The sequence below is a fragment of the Palleronia abyssalis genome (assembly GCF_900302445.1).
GTDB lineage: Bacteria > Pseudomonadota > Alphaproteobacteria > Rhodobacterales > Rhodobacteraceae > Palleronia > Palleronia abyssalis.
Genome location: NZ_ONZF01000010.1, coordinates 68,968 through 84,676, shown reverse-complemented (window position 1 = coordinate 84,676; position 15,709 = coordinate 68,968). Strand labels below are relative to the sequence as shown.

Sequence of the window (15,709 nt, the reverse complement as noted above, 5' to 3'; positions counted from 1 at the left end):
ATCTTCCGCGCAGACAACGTTTTTTTCTAAGAACGCTTTTCCAGCGAATGCCGGTATTCTGATTGCAGGGCGACTTGTTGAACTGCTGGGGCAGTAGTCGGCCCGATCTTTCCGTCTGCTTACTTGTTGCTGCGATCGAGACCCGGAGTGCATTTCAGCAATCCGGCCCAAGCACCCGATAGAATACGTAGAGAAAACTTTAGCAGTAGATAGCGCTCATGCAGAAGGGCGTCACACAGGTGGGGTTTTTCATGTAACTGTAAACTGCCCCATCATGCCCGCATCCTCGTGTTCGAGGATGTGACAGTGATACATGAATGGTGTCTCTTGCGACGCCAGCTTGTCGAATCTCAGCAGAATTTCGGTCGGACCCTGCACACGAACAACGTCTTTCCAGCCGATCCGCGCCGGGTCGACCGAACGTCCGTTCTGGCTCACGACCCGAAAGGAGGTACCGTGAACGTGGAACGTGTGCCGCATCATCATGTCTGCATTGATGCGCCAGAGCTCTGTTTCACCTGTGCGGACGGTCTCATCAATGCGGTCCATGATGTAAGGCTCACCATTGATTCCCATCATCTGGCCGTCGCGACCCATCATGCCGCGCATCATGCCTCCAGTGTGCATGTTAAGGGTGAAATCGCGTCTTCGAACGGGATCGCCGAGTTCAGGCGCGTCCGCTGGTAGCGTGGTGGGCAGGCTGGCGGGACCAACAGGCGCAGTCTCGCCCACATCAAAGGACATGATGTCGAGGGTCGTGCCGCTGTTTCCAGCCATCCCCATCATACCGCGATCTCCCATCATGCCTCTGTCATCCATCATCATGGAGCCGCCTCTGTCCCCCATCATCCCCCCGTTCATCATGCCACCCATCCCGATGTCGTGCGATACGAGAGAAACCGGTGACCGGTCCGAGAAATTCACCACGATCTCGGCTCGCTCGGCTCCGTCGAGTTGCAGGCTGGTTGTAGCTAGCGGTACGTTCAGGAGTCCCCCATCACTTGCGACTTGGTAGAACTGCCTGCCATCGTTGAAGCGGAAATCGTAAACTCGCGAATTTGACGCGTTCAGGATGCGCAAGCGCACCAAACCTGCCGGAACCGTCAGCTTGGGACGGATCACGCCATTGACGAGGATCTCGTCCCCACGAAATCCGTGCATCCGATCCATCATACCGAGATTGTAGGTCATGCGGCCTGACCGGTCGAAGCCGCGATCCTGCACGATCAGTGGAAAATCATTCACACCATAGTTGCGCGGCAACGGGTCGTCGATCTCGGGGTCGTCGATGATGATCATCCCTGCCAGCCCACGGTAGACTTGGGGGCCAGTGCGCCCATGCACATGACTGTGGTAAAACAGCGTTGCCGCTGGGTGATCGATCGGCAGCTCCGGTGCCCAGGTCTCCCCCGGTCCGAAGGCGAGCTGCGGGCCGCCATCGAGGTAGCCCGGTACGTGCATGCCATGCCAATGCGCCGTGATCGGTTCATCGAGGCGGTTCGCGACGCTTATGTTTGCGGTGCGCCCGCGCCGAAACCGAAGCAGTGGCCCAAGGTAATCCTGCGAATAACCCCAGGTCTCCGACGGCGCGCCTGCGATGAATTCGTGTGTTCCGCGTATCGCGTCGAGTGTGTTGCCTGCGTCAGGGCCGATCTCCATGACCTCCGGGATCGGCAAGGGCGCGCCGGGCTCAGCGGCCCACGCCCGGCTGATATTGAGTGCAGGAGTCGCGAGAGTGGCGGCGGCTATCTTTAGAAAATTCCGACGTTTCATAGGGATACTCCGTCATTGCTGGGGTTGCCGGGGACCGGGTTCGAAGCTCTGAGCGTTCGCACGGCCCGGTCATGGGTCAGGAAAATCTGGCCGGTGAGGTCTTCTACGAAAGTCGTCTTCTTAAGACGATCCATAACCGGCCCTTTCACTTCACTCAGGTGGAACTTGATGTCACGGTCAGCCAGTCTGGAGTTTATGGCCTCAAGGCTCTCTAGGGCGCTCATGTCGACATCATTGACGGCCGAACACATGAGGATGACATGTCGGGGTGCATCGCGACCGGCGACCATTGCGTAAATGCGGTCTTCGAGGTTCCGAGCATTTGCGAAGTAGAGGCTTTCGTCGATCCGGACCGACAGGATTTCGTCGTAGATGATCACCTTATGGCGGTCGATATTGCGGTAATGCTCGGTGCTTGGTATCTGGCCAACGATGGCCATGTGCGGTCGGGACGAACTGTACAAATGAATCAGGACAGAGATCAGAACCCCCGCCGAAACGCCGATCTCGACTCCGAAGCCGAGCGTCAAAAGGATCGTTGCCACGACAGCAGCAAGATCGGTGCGAGAGTAGCGCCATGCGCGCTGGATGATCGAAATGTCGATAAGGCTGAGCACGGCAACGATGATTGTGGCGGCAAGTGTGGTATTGGGCAGAAAGTAGACCAGCGGCGTCAGTGCAACTGCAGCAAACGCCAGTCCGGCCGCCGTGAAGACCCCTGCGGCCGGGGTTTGTGCGCCTGCGTCGAAGTTCACGACCGAGCGTGAAAAGCCGCCCGTCACGGGAAAGCCTCCGCTGAAGGATGCGCCGATATTGGCAGCTCCCAGACCGATGAGTTCTTGGTCAGGATTGATCCGCTGGCGTCGCTTGGCCGCAAGTGTCTGTGCAACAGAGATAGATTCGACAAATCCGATAATCGATAGCAGGATAGCAGGACCAATCATTGTGGTCAGGACCGATGGGTCGAATGATGGCGCCGTAAGCGGCGGCAGTTTTTGCGGGACCGCTCCAACGATATCGACACCCCGCTCCGAAAGATCGAACGCCCAGACGGCGAAGGTAGTCAGAAAGACCGCAACGACTGGGCCTGCTTTCGCACCCATATCCGCGGCTGTCGGGCCGAAGCCAAAATGCCGCAAAAGCTGTTTGAGCCCACTCCGGGCCCAAAAGAGAAACACAACGGTCGAAGCACCAAGCGCAGTCGTGATCCAGTTGACCTGACCGAGCGAGACCCACAAGCCATGGGCGAGTTCCGGCAATGTGTCGCCGGACGCATCGATCCCGAATATGTGCTTCAATTGGCTGGCAGCGATCAAGATGCCACTTGCCGTGATGAACCCCGAAATAACCGGGTGTGATAGGAAATTGGCGAGGAACCCCAGCCGCAACACCCCCAACAGAAGCAAGAAAATCCCTGAAAGGAAGGCCAAAGTCAGCGCGGCTGTTACATAGTCAATTCCTTGATCTCCGAGTTCGCCGATCGCCGCCGCGGTCATTAGCGAGATGACGGCGACGGGACCGACTGCGAGACTGTGCGAAGTTCCGAAAATCGCGTAGAGAACGATTGGAAAGATGGACGCGTAAAGTCCCGTCTCGGGTGGCAGTCCAGCCAACAGAGCATAGGCCAGCGATTGAGGGATCAACATGATCGTTACGATCACCGCAGCTAGAAGATCGCCGCGCAACATCTGCCGGTCGTAGCCACCCATCCACTGGAAAACGGGAAAAAATCGCGACATGTTCCACATGGAGGTCAGACGCGGAGCGGCAGATTTGCCTCTTTCCAGCCCGCGACGCCGCCTTCGATGATCGTTGTGTCATATCCCATCTGCCGCAGGCTATCAGCGGCCAGAGCCGCACGTGCGCCGGATGCACACAATACGTGAACACGTCCGTCGCCACCGCGCTTTGCAGCCAACGCCTCGTTTGCCTTGCCGGTGTCCGCGTCTGCCTGGGCTTCGACAAGCCCACGGGGGACATGAACCGCGCCGTCAACCGTGCCGTCGCTGTCCAGTTCCACTGGTTCGCGCACGTCGAGTATCACGTCTCCCTGTTTCATCCCACTGCGAGCGTCTGCTGGACTGACCACAGCGACCCGTGATCTGGCCTCGGCGACGAGGTCTTTCATGGATTTTCTCATGAGTTATCTCCTTCAGAACTTGTTCAAGGGCATTTTCAGGTAGTGTGCGCCGTTGCTTTCGGCCTCGGGCAATTGCCCCGCGCGCAGGTTGATTTGCAGCGCGGCCAACATCCGGTCCGGCAAGCCCAGCGTGGCATCGCGATCTTCGCGGATCTTGATGTAATCGGCTTTGTCTGTGCCATCCTTCACGTGCACATTCTCTGCCTTGTGCGTGGCGACACTGGCTTCCCACTCGGGTTCATCGCGTTCCTCCGATCCGTAGTCATGCCCGATGAACAACCGTGTCTTCTCGGGCAGGGACAGGATCGACTGAATGGAACTCCACAGGTCCTCGGTGGACCCGCCAGGGAAGTCGGCGCGCGACGTCCCGCTATCGGGCTGCATTAGCGTGTCATGCACGAAGGCGGCATCGTTGCAGACATACGTGATGGAACCCAGCGTGTGTCCCGGGGACAGCATGACCCGAACATCAAGATCACCGATCCTGAAGCTATCGCCGTCCGCGAACAACCGGTCGAAGTCGCGGTCCACGTCGAACGCTTCGGGCGCGTTGTAGTAATCGCGCCAGAGCTCGGCAATCTCGCGGACTTTCTCGCCGATGCCATTTGTGGCGCCGGTCCGTTCCCTGAGGGACGATGATGCCATGAGGTGATCGGCATGAGGATGGGTATCCAGGACCCACTCGACGGTCAGGCCGTGTTCGTCCACAAGATTCAGCACCTTCTCCATACTGCGGATGGCGGTTGCAAAGCTGGCTGGATCGAAGTTCAGCACGACATCGATCAGTGCTGCCTTCTTGGTCGTGGGATCGGCGCATATGTATTGGATCGACCCGGTGTCGGGCTCGTAAATGCCCCAGACATCGGGACTGTCCTGTCCTGTGGACGCAGAATGGCGGACGACGGGCTCGTTCAGCTTAGACATGTTTACGCTCCTTTACTTGCGATTGAAGGGAATGTTTTGACGAAACCGGCGAGGACGATCCCTACTAGCATAGCGGGAAGGAAGACGAGGATGCCCGACGACCCGAGCAGCAGCGATGTCCATGCGGGTCCGGGGCAAAAGCCACCGAGGCCCCAGCCGATACCGAAGATGGCCGCGCCTGTCAGCAGTGGCGCGTCTATCGCAGCGTTGTCGGGTAAATCGAACTCGGATCCCATCACCGGCCGCTCACGCCGCCAGATCAGGTGATAGCCAATGAAAGCAGTGACAGACGCACCGCCCATGACGAAGGCGAGGCTCGGATCCCAAGGACCAAGGATATCGAGAAAGTTCAGAACCTTGGCGGGATCGGCCATGCCCGAGACAATGAGGCCGATGCCGAAAACCATGCCGGCGGATAAGGACATAAAATTGCGCATGTTCAATCTCCTTAAATGACGTGACGCACGAACGTCGTTGTCAGAACGGCGGCAATGAGAAAGGCGACGACCGCGACAGCCGATCTCGGCGATAAGCGCGCAAGACCACAAACCCCATGCCCGGACGTACAACCGGCCCCGAGGTTGGTTCCGAAGCCAACCAGAAGTCCGGCCAGCGCCATACCCCAAACGCTTGTTGGAACGGTCTGCTGCGGGAAGGCCCCGGTCGCCAGCATCACAATCAGCGGTGCCGCGATCAGACCCAGAAGAAACGACAGACGCCATCCTCGATCATCGGGTCCTCCTGCCCCCGGAACCGTGGATGTCAAACTTTTTGAGATGCCTGTGATGCCTGCGATTTTGCCAAACAACCCCATCACCATGACGGCGCTAAATCCGATCAATCCGCCTCCAAGAAGCGATAGCCATGGTGTGAACTCCGTTGAGGTGACCGGTCCCATATATGGCCCTTTCGTATAACTGTATTGTTTGAGCCCTCTATCGAGTGTATATGTAACCCATGTCTAAATTAGTCAATGCTGATATAAAGAAATCTCGGCCTTCATTGCCGGTTCTCCAAGCGCGCGCGGCGGACGTCGCGGGTCAACTGGCATTGCTGTCTAATGCCAACAGGCTGATGGTGCTCTGTCATTTGCTGGAAGGAGAGCAATCAGTGGGGTCGCTACAGCGCCAACTTGCGCTAGGCCAATCGGCACTGAGCCAGCATCTCGCCCGATTGCGAGAAGCTGGTATGGTCGCCACTCGGCGCGAAAGTCAGACCATCTACTATCGCATCGCCGATCCACGTCTGCACGATATGATCGATGCGCTTTATCGGATTTACTGTGACACTGACCCGGATGGAATCGAATAACGAAAAGACGAAATGGTCGCAAAAATGAGATCCTGGCAATGAAGAAGGGCCGTAAAAAGTGATGAGCGATGGATGCATGATGGATGGAATGGATTCGATGATTTGGGGCATGGGCAACGGAATGCTCTAGATCGTGCTGATCTTGGTAGGAACTGGTTTTGCGATTGGATACGCGGTAGCACAACGCAGGTAGACCGTCCTTAATCCACGGACGTGCGCATCAAACCCAACCACTCTGCGCACTTAATCCGTTCGAAAAATTTCGAAAAAGGTCCAGGTAGAAACCGCTCGCAGAACGCCGAAGGATTAGGGTCAGGATTTATAACCAGTAGATGACGAGCGCGGCCAGTGCGATGGAAGAGAGAAACACCTTTGGGCAACGGTCGTAGCGGGTTGCCACGCGCCGCCAATCCTTCAGCCTGCCGAACATGATCTCGATCCGGTTTCGGCGTTTGTATCGACGCTTGTCGTATTTGACGGTTTTCTTGCGCTGCTTTCGGCCGGGGATGCAGGCACGTATCCCTTTTGTTTTGCAACGCTTCTCGGAACCAGTCGGCATCATAGCCGCGATCCCCGAGCAGCCATTCGGCATTTGGAAGGCTGCTGAACAACGCCCGCGCGCCGATGTAGTCGCTCACCTGACCGGCAGTGACGAACAGGTCGAGCGGGCGTCCTTGGCTATCGCAGATGGCGTGCAGTTTGGTATTCATGCCGCCCTTGGTGCGACCAATCAGGCGACCGCGCCCCCCTTTTTGGCGGCCATGCTGGTCGCTGTTCGATGTGCCTTCAGGTATGTCGCGTCGATCATCACGGTCTTCTGTTCGCTGCGTTTGGCAGCCAGACCCGCCATCATCCGCGCGAAGATGCCTTTCTCGCTCCAGCGCTTCCAGCGGCTGTAGAGCGTCTTGTGCGGGCCATAGGCGGCAGGAGCGTCACGCCAGCGCAAGCCATTGCGGTTGATGAAGATTATTCCACTCAGCACACGCTTGTCGTCAACACGCGGCTTCCCGTGCGACTTCGGAAAGAAGGGTTCCAGACGCGCCATCTGCGCGTCGCTCAGCCAGAAAAGATCGCTCATGTCACCGCTCCGTTTTCCGAGCCGTGAATCACGCGGTGCGACGGAAATCAATGCATCCTGACCCTAAAATTGCGTGGGTCGAGATACCCCGCTCACGCTTCACGATAATTATCACAAGCCTCAACCCCCTCTGCGACAACATCGAGAAGAGCGTCCACATCATTCAAGAGAACAGAAATGCGCGGACTGCTGATCCGGTAGCGAATGAAGCGTCCATCGCGGTCGCTGGAGACAAGCCCACAATCCAAAAGACATCGGAGATGGTTGGAGACGTTTGGTTGCGATAATTCCGTGCGCGTCACGATCTCGTGAACGGCCAACGGCGCTTCACACAAGACGTCCAGAATAGCGAGACGGCTTGGGTCCGCAAAGCCGCGAAACAGCTTCGCTCTTCGCTCGATGGCGGTGACCCCGGTGTTGCGGTCGGCGACAATTTGGGGCATATCATTCCTCACTGATATGTTGTTTCTTGATTCACCCTAGCAGGAGTATCGCACCCATGGCCAATACCGATAGCGCCAGTTCGGCCGCAGATATCCCATCCTTCCGTTATCGCGTCTCCGGCATGGATTGCGCCAAGGATGCCGCCCAGATCGAGCGGGCGGCGCAATCTGCAGGGGTCGCGCCCGATGAGGTGAAGGTCTCGGCGGCGACCCATATCATGACTCTTAAAGCCCCTGAAGCGCGCCTGCCGGAGATCGAAAAAGCCGTTGAGACAATAGGATATGGGTTCGACCGCATCGAGAGCGACGAGGACCTTCAGCAAAGTGCGGCTCATCAGGACCCAGGCTACCGCCGCGCGCTCTGGATCGTTGTAATCCTGAATGTTGGTTACGGCGTTCTTGAAATGATCGGCGGGTTCATTGCCGGGTCGCAGGCCGTGAAGGCCGACGCGCTGGATTTCATCGGCGATGGCGCGATCACCTTCTTGGGGCTTCTTGCCATCGGATGGAGCCTTCTCTGGCGGGCACGCTCTGCCCTGATCCAGGGCATCTTCCTCGGCCTGCTTGGCCTTGGCGTCTTTGGCACGACCATCATGCGAGCATTCGAGCCGACAACGCCAGACGCTACTCTGATGGGGCTTTTGGGTCTGATTGCTCTTGTGATCAATGTCATCTCCGTGCTGCCGTTGCTGCGGTACCGCAAGGGCGACGCAAACATGCGCGCTGTCTGGCTGTTCTCGCGCAACGACGCCATCGGCAACGCCGCAGTCGTTATCGCCGCTGGGCTGGTGGTTTGGCTGGGCAGCGCCTGGCCCGACCTTATCGTCGCGTTCGGGATCGCGGGTCTTTTCCTGCATTCTTCCTGGGCGATTATCCGTGACGCGCGGGCCGATCTGAAGGCGGCGGCATGAACAGCCGGATCCTTGGCGGTCTTTGCACCATCGCTGCGTTTGGTCTTGATCAGGGCACCAAGGCTCTTGCCCTGAACACCCCCGCGCTTGAGAACGGGGTCGAGATTCTGCCCTTCCTCAATCTTGTGCGGGTTCTGAACGATGGAGTCAGTTTTGGCATGCTCGGAGGGGTCGTGCCCTGGTGGGGTCTGATCGCACTTGCTGCCGTGATCGTGGCATGGCTGCTGATCTGGCTGTGGAAGGCTCCGGACAGGCTGACAGGTGCGGCGCTCGGTCTGATCATCGGAGGCGCGCTTGGCAATATCCTCGACCGGCTTCGCTATCAGGCCGTCCCTGACTTTCTGGATTTTCATTTCGGAACATACCACTGGCCGTCCTTCAATCTCGCGGACGTAGCAATCTTCTGTGGAGCCGCATTGCTGTTGTGGGACAGCTTTCGGGCAGCGAAAGGCAATCCAGAAAATCACGACGAAGACTACCACAAAGGGACTACCGGCGGGGGATAGCATCTAACAGGCAACGGGCTTCGGGAGGGAATTCAGCTTGAGATTTTTGGATTGGATTGACCGTGGCATTCGCGGCATCGGCGTCGTGACTGCATGGCTGACAGTTGTTTCGATTGCTGCTTATGGCGCGCTTCAGATGCTGGATCGCAAGCTACAACTTGGCGTGTCAGGCTATTTGCCGGACCTGTCCACGTCTCTACTGTTCATCCTGATTTTCTTGACCTTTGGGTATACCTATCTGCGCGACGATCACGTGCGCGTTGATGTTCTTCGCAGGCATTGGTCCGCGCGCCGCATTGCGTGGATCGAACTGATTGGCGGCCTTTTTGTCCTTCTGCCACTCGCCGCCATCCTGACCTACTACGGGTGGGACGGTTTGATGCGCACCACGAAATATGCGGAAACCCAGTTGTGGGCACAGCGCATAGCGGGGGTCATCGGCCCCATCTTGCTGGCTCTTGCCGGGATGATCGTAGCCCTTCGCAACATCGCCTTTCTGGCGGGGAAACGTGCGCAAGGGGCACCTGAACAATCGGGCGGATTGCACAATGGTGAATGAGGTCCTTACGGTTGCCATGCTTGTCGTGATGGCTATCGGGGTCTTCAGTGGTTTTCCGGTGGCTCTGGTTCTGGCAGGGACAGGCTTCTTGGGGTTTGTGGCCGCAGTCTGGGTGGGCATCACTGATTTTCAGCATCTGGGACTGATCTACCTGCGGGCCCGTGGTGTACTGACCAATGAATCAGTCCAATTCACAAGCGTTCCAATGTTGATTTTTCTTGGCCTGATCCTGAATGCCAGCGGGATTGCCGAAACCATGTTTCGCTTGCTGGGGCGTCTTCTGACAGGCGTTCCCGGTCGCTATGCCATTGCGACTTTGCTGATCGGCCTCGTTCTTGCGCCCGCCGCCGGCGTGATCGGTGCTTCCGTAATTACTGTGGCGTTGGTGGCCTATGCCCCGATGATGGCGTCGGGCTACGCACCGCGAACCGCAGGAGGCGCTGTCGCAGCTTCTGGAGCATTAGGTGTCGTGTTCCCGCCAGCGGTGATGCTGTTCTTCATCTCGAACGTGTTCTATTTGCGTATTGGATTGATGTACGTGGCCCTCATCGTGCCTGTTCTTCTGATGGTCATGGCCTTCGCGATCTATTTTGCCGTCACCTTGCGAAAAACCATCGAAGTCCCCCTGGACGCGCCGAAAACCAATCTTGCGTCAGACCTTTTGTTCGTACTCGCTTCAGTCGCTGTTATCGCATCCATTCCGCTCAGCATTATTCTGGGCTTTGCAACACTCACAGAGGCGGCTGGCGTAGGGGTGTTTGGCGCTCTGTTGGTCGCGCTGGTGCGAAAGCGCTTGTCTTTCTCTTCGTTGAACTCTGTCACGGTGCAGACAAGTACCATGACGTCGATGGTCTTCTTCATTGTACTGGGCGCATCGGTCTTCTCGCTGAGTTTCCACCTTGTTGGTGGACCGGATGTCATTTTCGACTGGATATCCGCATTCGATCTCTCCCGATGGGAATTATTGGCGATGCTCCTTGGTGTGGTCATCGTCCTTGGGTTTGTTTTTGACTGGATCGAGGTGCTGCTGGTTTTCATACCCGTGTTGATGCCGATCTTTTCGGAACTCGACTTCGCAGATCACGTCGGCTCTGCCTACTTTGCGCAAATTTGGATCGCTGGCCTGATAGCACTGGCCTTGCAGACGTCTTTTCTGACGCCTCCCTTCGGCTATGCCCTGTTCTTTGCCAAGATGGCGGCACCGAAGGGTACCAACCTATCCGATATCTATCGCGGCGCGGTGCCGCTCGTCGCCATTGAAATCGCGTTGATTGCGGCGCTGATTTCGTTCCCTCAACTCATCACCTGGCTGCCTGAAATGTCCCTTGGGGATGCGGATGCGCCGCGGCTAATCCAGCGGTGAAAGATGTTTTGGGCGCGGATGCAGTGATTTCCTTCGAAGCGGCACTGATGTTTCGGAGCCGCTTCCGAACCGCGAACAGCAAGGCTGAACAGGGCCTGAGCAAGGGAAAGCAAACAGGAGGATAACGAATGTCCGGCATACCATCCGCAGAGGGCTTTGACAGCACACTCACCCTGCTGCGAAATCCGTATGGGTTCATCTCTCAGACCTGCCGCGCGCTCGACACAGATCTGTTTGAAACCCGCATCCTCCTTCGAAAGACGATCTGCATGACCGGGTCGGCGGCTGCGAAAGTTTTTTATTCCGAGGATAAACTGGTTCGCCAAGGCTCGATGCCAGGCCGCATACAGAAGACCCTGCTGGGCGAAGGCGGCGTTCAGGGATTGGACGGCGCTGCCCACCAGCGCCGCAAGAAGATGTTCATGTCGCTGATGGGGACAGAGCATATAGCCGCGCTTCAGGGAATGTCGCTTCACATGCTGGACAACTATGCGCCGGACTGGGAGGCGAGAAACGAAGTCGTTTTCTACGACGAAGTGCGCGAAATGCTCACGAGAGCCGTTTGCGCCTGGTGTGGGGTTCCGCTTCCCGAGGCGGAGGTGGCGACCCGAACGGCGCAACTTACATCGCTTTTTGAGGACGCCGGGGCCATCGGCCCGAAACATTGGGCTGCACGTCTGGCGCGCCACCGCCTGGAAAAATGGTCAGCACGGATGATTCAACAGGTGCGTGAAGGCGAGCTTCAGCCGACGCAGGAAAGCGCCCTTCATGTCATCGCGACGTGGCGTGATCTCGACGGCGCGATGCTGTCCCCGAAAGTCGCCGCCGTGGAGTTGTTGAACGTCTTGCGCCCGACCGTGGCGGTGTCCGTTTTCATTGTTCAGACGGCGCACGCCTTGCACCGGTATCCGGAATGGCAGGAAAAACTGCGGAACGACGAAGGACTGCTCGAACCCTTCGTGCAGGAGGTCCGCCGCCTCTATCCGTTCTTCCCTGCGGTGGCGGCACGGGTGGAAAGCGCTTTCGAGTGGCAAGGGTATCGCTTTCCGGAAGGGCGCAGGGTCCTGCTCGACCTCTATGGCTCGAACACCGATCCGCGTTCATGGGATGCGCCGCTTGAGTTCCGCCCCGAGCGGTTTCGGAGCCGCGCCGAAAACCCCTACGACTTCATTCCACAGGGCGGCGGCGACCACTACACAAACCACCGCTGTCCGGGCGAGTGGATTGCGATCAGCCAGATGAAGGCGTTTTGCAGATATCTTGTGAACGACATCGAATATGATGTGCGGGATCAGGATTTGGAGCTGGGCACGGGAGAGCTGCCACCCCTGCCCGAGAACCGGTTCATCATGCGCAACGTCAGGCGTCGGGGGTAGCTTCGGCCTCGTCCGGATCGACCGACCGCGCATCCTTGGTGGCCTCGAACGCCTCCCACGCGACGTAGGGCACGATCAGAAGCGCCGCGACCGGATCGGCCCACCACCAGCCCATCCATTGCGTCAGACCAATCCCGGCCAAGACTACAACGGTCTGGTATTCGCAGATCATGGTGTCCTTGGCATCGTATTTCAGCGCAGGTGAATCGAGCCGCTTGCCGTAGCGATATTTGCCCCAAGCCAGCAGCGGATTGACCACCAACGAGACAAACAGGATCGCGATCCCCCACCAATTGAAGCCCGGTGCCTCCTGCGAGACGAAAGCGGACACCGCCTCGTAGAGGATCGCCGCGACGACAATCCAGAAAGCGCAGGCGACCACATAGAGCGCGACCTTCTTGCGATGCAGGACCGTGCGCTTGTCGCCACCATCCTTCTCACCCTTCAAGCGCCAGATCAGCGTCGCAGCCGAAGTGGCCTCGACTGTGCTGTCGAGACCCCAACTCACGAGGGCCGCGCTTCCGGTTAGGAGCCCCACGGTGACGGATACGACGACCTCGATGATGTTGTAGACGAGGCTGGCGATCTCGACGCGGATGCCGCGGGTCAGATTGGCTTGCCGGTTATCTTGTTGACTACTCATAACAACTCATCAACGCCGAACCTGCTGCAAAAGTTCGAGGCCAAATTGGTTAATCCGCCAACAGAACTGCGCCGGGCTATTATAAGCCGATGTTGATTTTCTCAAGCTTCCTCAGTAGAGGCGAGCTTGTCCCTCATACATGAAAACAAAAGGTTTCGGCCCTTTCGCGTAACCGGTGTCGAGCCGCTCCATGCGGAAGCCGTTCTGCTCGACCAGAGTGTCTGTCTGGCGATCAAGGTGACAATTCCCGGCACACCGCTTCCAGGCAGACGTGAGCCAGCGCTGCCAACGCTGGACGCTGGGTTCCGGCGCTGTTCCATGCTCGACGAAGCGGAAGACGCCGTCAGGCTTGAGAACGCGCCGGATCTCGGCCAGCACCTTCTCCGGTTCCGACACGCTGCAGAGCGTCCAAGTGGCAATCACGCAGTCAACGCTGCGATCTTCCAGCGGCAATGCTTCGGCCACGCCCTCGATCATCTCCGTTGTCGGCGTCAAGCCCTGAGCAGCCTGCGCGGCGCGTTGAAGGAGTTCCGGTGAAGGGTCAACGCCGACGATCTCATCCACCGTCTCGGGGTAGAGCGCGAGGTTCAGGCCCGAGCCGATCCCGATCTCCAGCACGCGTCCCTTCGCACCCGAGACCGTGCGCCGTCGGTAGGGGAGAAGCTGTTCCTGACCCATCGTAAGATGCGTGAGGCCCGGGAGAATGTGTTTGTCGTAGAACTGCATGAGCTGTTACCCTATTTGTCCAAGAACCGGAAATGCATCGAGCATCCAGTATGACAGCGCGCTCAACTGTCCAGTCATCATCGCCACGCCCATGAGGATCATCACGACGCCCGCAATCTGATGAAGGCGACGGCCAACCCGGCCGATGGCCCGCAACCGTCCCGCGATCTGATCGGTGAAACCGGCAACGATCAGAAAGGGTATCCCGAGGCCCGCGGAATAGACGGCAAGCAGCATGACGCCTTCGCCCATCGTGGCGCTCGCCGCACTGGCTGTCAGGATCGCGCCGAGGATCGGGCCGATGCACGGCGTCCAGCCGAAACCGAAGGCAAGCCCAAGGACGTAGGACGCGGCAGGTTGGCCGCCGGGAATGTTGAGATTGAAGCGGAAATCGCGTTCCATCACTGAAACACGCGCGGCCCCGATCATGAAAAGCCCGAAGACAATGATGATGCCGCCCCCAGCGAGGTTGAGTTCATACCGCCACCGAAGAAGGGCCTGACCCAATGCTGTCGCGGATGCGCCAAGCCCCATGAAAATGGTGGAGAAGCCGAGGACAAAACACAGGCTCAGCCAGACCGCGCGCGACGGCGAGGCCGCAGCCGCCCCGCCTTCAGCGGCTGTGCGCCCGGCCACGTAGGAGACATAACCTGGCACAAGAGGCAGCACGCAGGGGGACAGAAACGATATCGTGCCGGCCAGGAGGGCGGCGGTGAGGCCGAGAAGCGAGATATCTACCATGAACCACGTTCACCCCTGAATAGCTTGCGCAAGGGCACTCTTGTGGCAGCCCAATATGCCAGGGTCGGGACGATGATCCATTGCAGCAGGGGCGTGAGACCGGCATCGATGACGGGGACCACCGGCATGATATCGCGATACGCCCAGGCCGCCCGGATCACGATGTTCAGCCACTCGCTGAAGATCGTGTAGGAAACGCCCATGGCCACGGCCAAAAGCAGGACGCGCCCTGCGCGTTCCGACGGCCATGCGTGCCCTCCAACAAGAAACAAGGCAAGCAAGAGCGTGCTCATGGCGATCAACAGGTCTCCGCCGGTGCAGTGCACGACCGCGAACGCAATTTCACTCCAGGTTCCTTCGACCCAGATCGTGTAGAGGGGAATATGTGCACTTTCCCAGATCAGGTGCCCGACGGCGGAATAGACGATGTATCGGCGGATGACGGACAGCCATCCGGTATCGCTTGTCTCAAAGGTTTCTGTGTTTGCTGTCATGCTGGGGGTCCGTTCTTCGATTAATGCGCGTTTGTCAGGCCGTTGACGTACAGGATCATGTTGATGTGCCGGAAAGCGGAATCCGCAAAGACCCCGGCATGGCGGTTGCCGCGCGCGATAACATGCACAAGCGGAGCCTCGGGATGGTCAGGCGCAATCGCGCGATACTGATCGATCAGATTCTCTATTGGCTCTTGTGCGCGAGCAATGACCACGTTCTTGGCAATCGGTCCGGGAACCGGATCACTGGCGTCGGTCACCACAAGGAAGGTCACCATGTCCAGCATGGGAGATGAATTCACTCCGCCCCTCACCTTTTCAAGAAGTGCCTGCTGATCAGCACAAGGCAACCCGCAGTTGGACGATACAAAACTAAGAACGACGACCTGATCGGAGAGGCTTTCCAAATCCAACGGTTTTCCGTCAGGACCGAGCAGATCCAACGCAGGAAGTTCGTTGAGGTCAACGGCAGTGAAAGCAGGTTCTTTCTGTGCCATCACCTCGTCAAGACGGTCGCCAGGATGATCTGCGTAGGCCGGGAGGCCCGCGACGAGGGCTATCAGCAGAAGGATGTATTTCATGACTGTTCCTCCTGCGGTCCCATTGCGCCCGGCCCGAGAACCGGGACGTTGACTTCCATTCGGGCACCCGATGCGAATGTCAGGATCAACGGTAAATCGGTGCCTTCTTCGAGTTTTTCCGACAGGTGTCGCGTTGCCCT

Annotated in this window: 20 protein-coding genes; 6 read left to right on the top strand and 14 right to left on the bottom strand. The window is 58.2% G+C overall.

Annotated elements, in window-relative coordinates:
* Positions 1 to 249 precede the first annotated feature (249 nt).
* Genes PAA8504_RS17165 through PAA8504_RS17140 form a run of 6 tightly spaced genes read right to left on the bottom strand, consistent with a single transcriptional unit; the run spans position 250 to position 5,735 of the window.
* Positions 250 to 1,773 (bottom strand): multicopper oxidase family protein, encoded by a 1,524-nt coding sequence (locus PAA8504_RS17165; protein ID WP_146190521.1) that lies wholly within the window; start codon positions 1,771 to 1,773, stop codon positions 250 to 252.
* The gene (locus PAA8504_RS17160; RefSeq protein ID WP_108895384.1) at positions 1,770 to 3,521 is read right to left on the bottom strand and encodes a SulP family inorganic anion transporter; all 1,752 of its coding nucleotides are present in this window, start codon (positions 3,519 to 3,521) and stop codon (positions 1,770 to 1,772) included. The genes PAA8504_RS17165 and PAA8504_RS17160 overlap by 4 nt, the downstream gene beginning before the upstream one ends.
* A 5-nt stretch (positions 3,522 to 3,526) precedes the next feature.
* Complete coding sequence (locus PAA8504_RS17155; RefSeq protein ID WP_219928941.1) at positions 3,527 to 3,913, bottom strand: rhodanese-like domain-containing protein; 387 nt, start codon at positions 3,911 to 3,913, stop codon at positions 3,527 to 3,529.
* A gap of 12 nt (positions 3,914 to 3,925) precedes the next feature.
* Positions 3,926 to 4,837 (bottom strand): MBL fold metallo-hydrolase, encoded by a 912-nt coding sequence (locus PAA8504_RS17150; RefSeq protein ID WP_108895383.1) that lies wholly within the window; start codon positions 4,835 to 4,837, stop codon positions 3,926 to 3,928.
* Between the two features lie 2 nt (positions 4,838 to 4,839).
* Complete coding sequence (locus tag PAA8504_RS17145) at positions 4,840 to 5,274, bottom strand: YeeE/YedE family protein (protein ID WP_108895382.1); 435 nt, start codon at positions 5,272 to 5,274, stop codon at positions 4,840 to 4,842.
* Positions 5,275 to 5,285: 11 nt separating this feature from the next.
* On the bottom strand, positions 5,286 to 5,735 hold the full coding sequence (locus PAA8504_RS17140) for a YeeE/YedE family protein (protein ID WP_108895381.1): 450 nt from the start codon (positions 5,733 to 5,735) through the stop codon (positions 5,286 to 5,288).
* Positions 5,736 to 5,794: 59 nt separating this feature from the next.
* On the opposite strand from PAA8504_RS17140, the gene PAA8504_RS17135 reads away from it, so the two are divergent.
* Complete coding sequence (locus PAA8504_RS17135) at positions 5,795 to 6,148, top strand: ArsR/SmtB family transcription factor (protein WP_108895380.1); 354 nt, start codon at positions 5,795 to 5,797, stop codon at positions 6,146 to 6,148.
* A 200-nt stretch (positions 6,149 to 6,348) separates the two neighbouring features.
* Here the strand turns inward: PAA8504_RS17135 and PAA8504_RS22970 are convergent, their stop codons facing one another.
* The 3 genes from PAA8504_RS22970 to PAA8504_RS17125 all read right to left on the bottom strand — a co-directional run bounded on the left by PAA8504_RS22970 (position 6,349) and on the right by PAA8504_RS17125 (position 7,669).
* Positions 6,349 to 6,858, bottom strand: a complete 510-nt coding sequence (locus tag PAA8504_RS22970; protein ID WP_442417780.1) for a transposase — start codon at positions 6,856 to 6,858, stop codon at positions 6,349 to 6,351.
* A gap of 20 nt (positions 6,859 to 6,878) precedes the next feature.
* Complete coding sequence (locus PAA8504_RS22805) at positions 6,879 to 7,226, bottom strand: IS5 family transposase (protein WP_370739702.1); 348 nt, start codon at positions 7,224 to 7,226, stop codon at positions 6,879 to 6,881.
* 92 nt (positions 7,227 to 7,318) lie between these two features.
* Positions 7,319 to 7,669, bottom strand: a complete 351-nt coding sequence (locus tag PAA8504_RS17125) for an ArsR/SmtB family transcription factor (RefSeq protein ID WP_108895379.1) — start codon at positions 7,667 to 7,669, stop codon at positions 7,319 to 7,321.
* Positions 7,670 to 7,725: 56 nt separating this feature from the next.
* Between PAA8504_RS17125 and PAA8504_RS17120 the strand changes: the two genes are divergently transcribed.
* The 5 genes from PAA8504_RS17120 to PAA8504_RS17100 all read left to right on the top strand — a co-directional run bounded on the left by PAA8504_RS17120 (position 7,726) and on the right by PAA8504_RS17100 (position 12,384).
* Complete coding sequence (locus PAA8504_RS17120) at positions 7,726 to 8,580, top strand: cation efflux transmembrane domain-containing protein (RefSeq protein WP_108895378.1); 855 nt, start codon at positions 7,726 to 7,728, stop codon at positions 8,578 to 8,580.
* Entirely contained in the window at positions 8,577 to 9,086 is a 510-nt protein-coding gene (lspA, locus tag PAA8504_RS17115; RefSeq protein ID WP_108895377.1) for a signal peptidase II, read from the top strand. Before PAA8504_RS17120 ends, lspA begins: the two co-directional genes overlap by 4 nt.
* A gap of 37 nt (positions 9,087 to 9,123) precedes the next feature.
* Positions 9,124 to 9,645 (top strand): TRAP transporter small permease subunit, encoded by a 522-nt coding sequence (locus PAA8504_RS17110; protein WP_245897678.1) that lies wholly within the window; start codon positions 9,124 to 9,126, stop codon positions 9,643 to 9,645.
* Positions 9,635 to 11,008, top strand: coding sequence for a TRAP transporter large permease (locus PAA8504_RS17105; protein ID WP_108895375.1), 1,374 nt, complete (start codon positions 9,635 to 9,637; stop codon positions 11,006 to 11,008). The genes PAA8504_RS17110 and PAA8504_RS17105 overlap by 11 nt, the downstream gene beginning before the upstream one ends.
* Positions 11,009 to 11,136: 128 nt before the next feature.
* Positions 11,137 to 12,384 carry a cytochrome P450 gene (locus PAA8504_RS17100; protein ID WP_108895374.1) on the top strand — a complete coding sequence of 416 codons (1,248 nt, stop codon included), beginning with the start codon at positions 11,137 to 11,139 and terminating at the stop codon, positions 12,382 to 12,384.
* Here PAA8504_RS17100 and PAA8504_RS17095 read toward each other — a convergent pair.
* From PAA8504_RS17095 to PAA8504_RS17075, 5 genes are all read right to left on the bottom strand, one after another.
* A complete protein-coding gene (locus tag PAA8504_RS17095) occupies positions 12,368 to 13,027 on the bottom strand; it encodes a cation diffusion facilitator family transporter (RefSeq protein WP_181375850.1) in 660 nt (219 codons plus the stop codon). The two genes, PAA8504_RS17100 and PAA8504_RS17095, sit on opposite strands and share 17 nt — an antisense overlap.
* A 111-nt stretch (positions 13,028 to 13,138) precedes the next feature.
* Positions 13,139 to 13,753 (bottom strand): class I SAM-dependent methyltransferase, encoded by a 615-nt coding sequence (locus PAA8504_RS17090; protein ID WP_108895373.1) that lies wholly within the window; start codon positions 13,751 to 13,753, stop codon positions 13,139 to 13,141.
* A 6-nt stretch (positions 13,754 to 13,759) separates the two neighbouring features.
* Complete coding sequence (locus tag PAA8504_RS17085; RefSeq protein WP_108895372.1) at positions 13,760 to 14,494, bottom strand: cytochrome c biogenesis CcdA family protein; 735 nt, start codon at positions 14,492 to 14,494, stop codon at positions 13,760 to 13,762.
* Positions 14,488 to 14,988: a hypothetical protein gene (locus PAA8504_RS17080; RefSeq protein WP_108895371.1), complete on the bottom strand. Its 501-nt coding sequence runs from the start codon at positions 14,986 to 14,988 to the stop codon at positions 14,488 to 14,490. The genes PAA8504_RS17085 and PAA8504_RS17080 overlap by 7 nt, the downstream gene beginning before the upstream one ends.
* 20 nt (positions 14,989 to 15,008) lie before the next feature.
* Positions 15,009 to 15,569, bottom strand: a complete 561-nt coding sequence (locus PAA8504_RS17075) for a TlpA family protein disulfide reductase (RefSeq protein ID WP_108895370.1) — start codon at positions 15,567 to 15,569, stop codon at positions 15,009 to 15,011.
* Positions 15,570 to 15,709 lie beyond the last annotated feature (140 nt).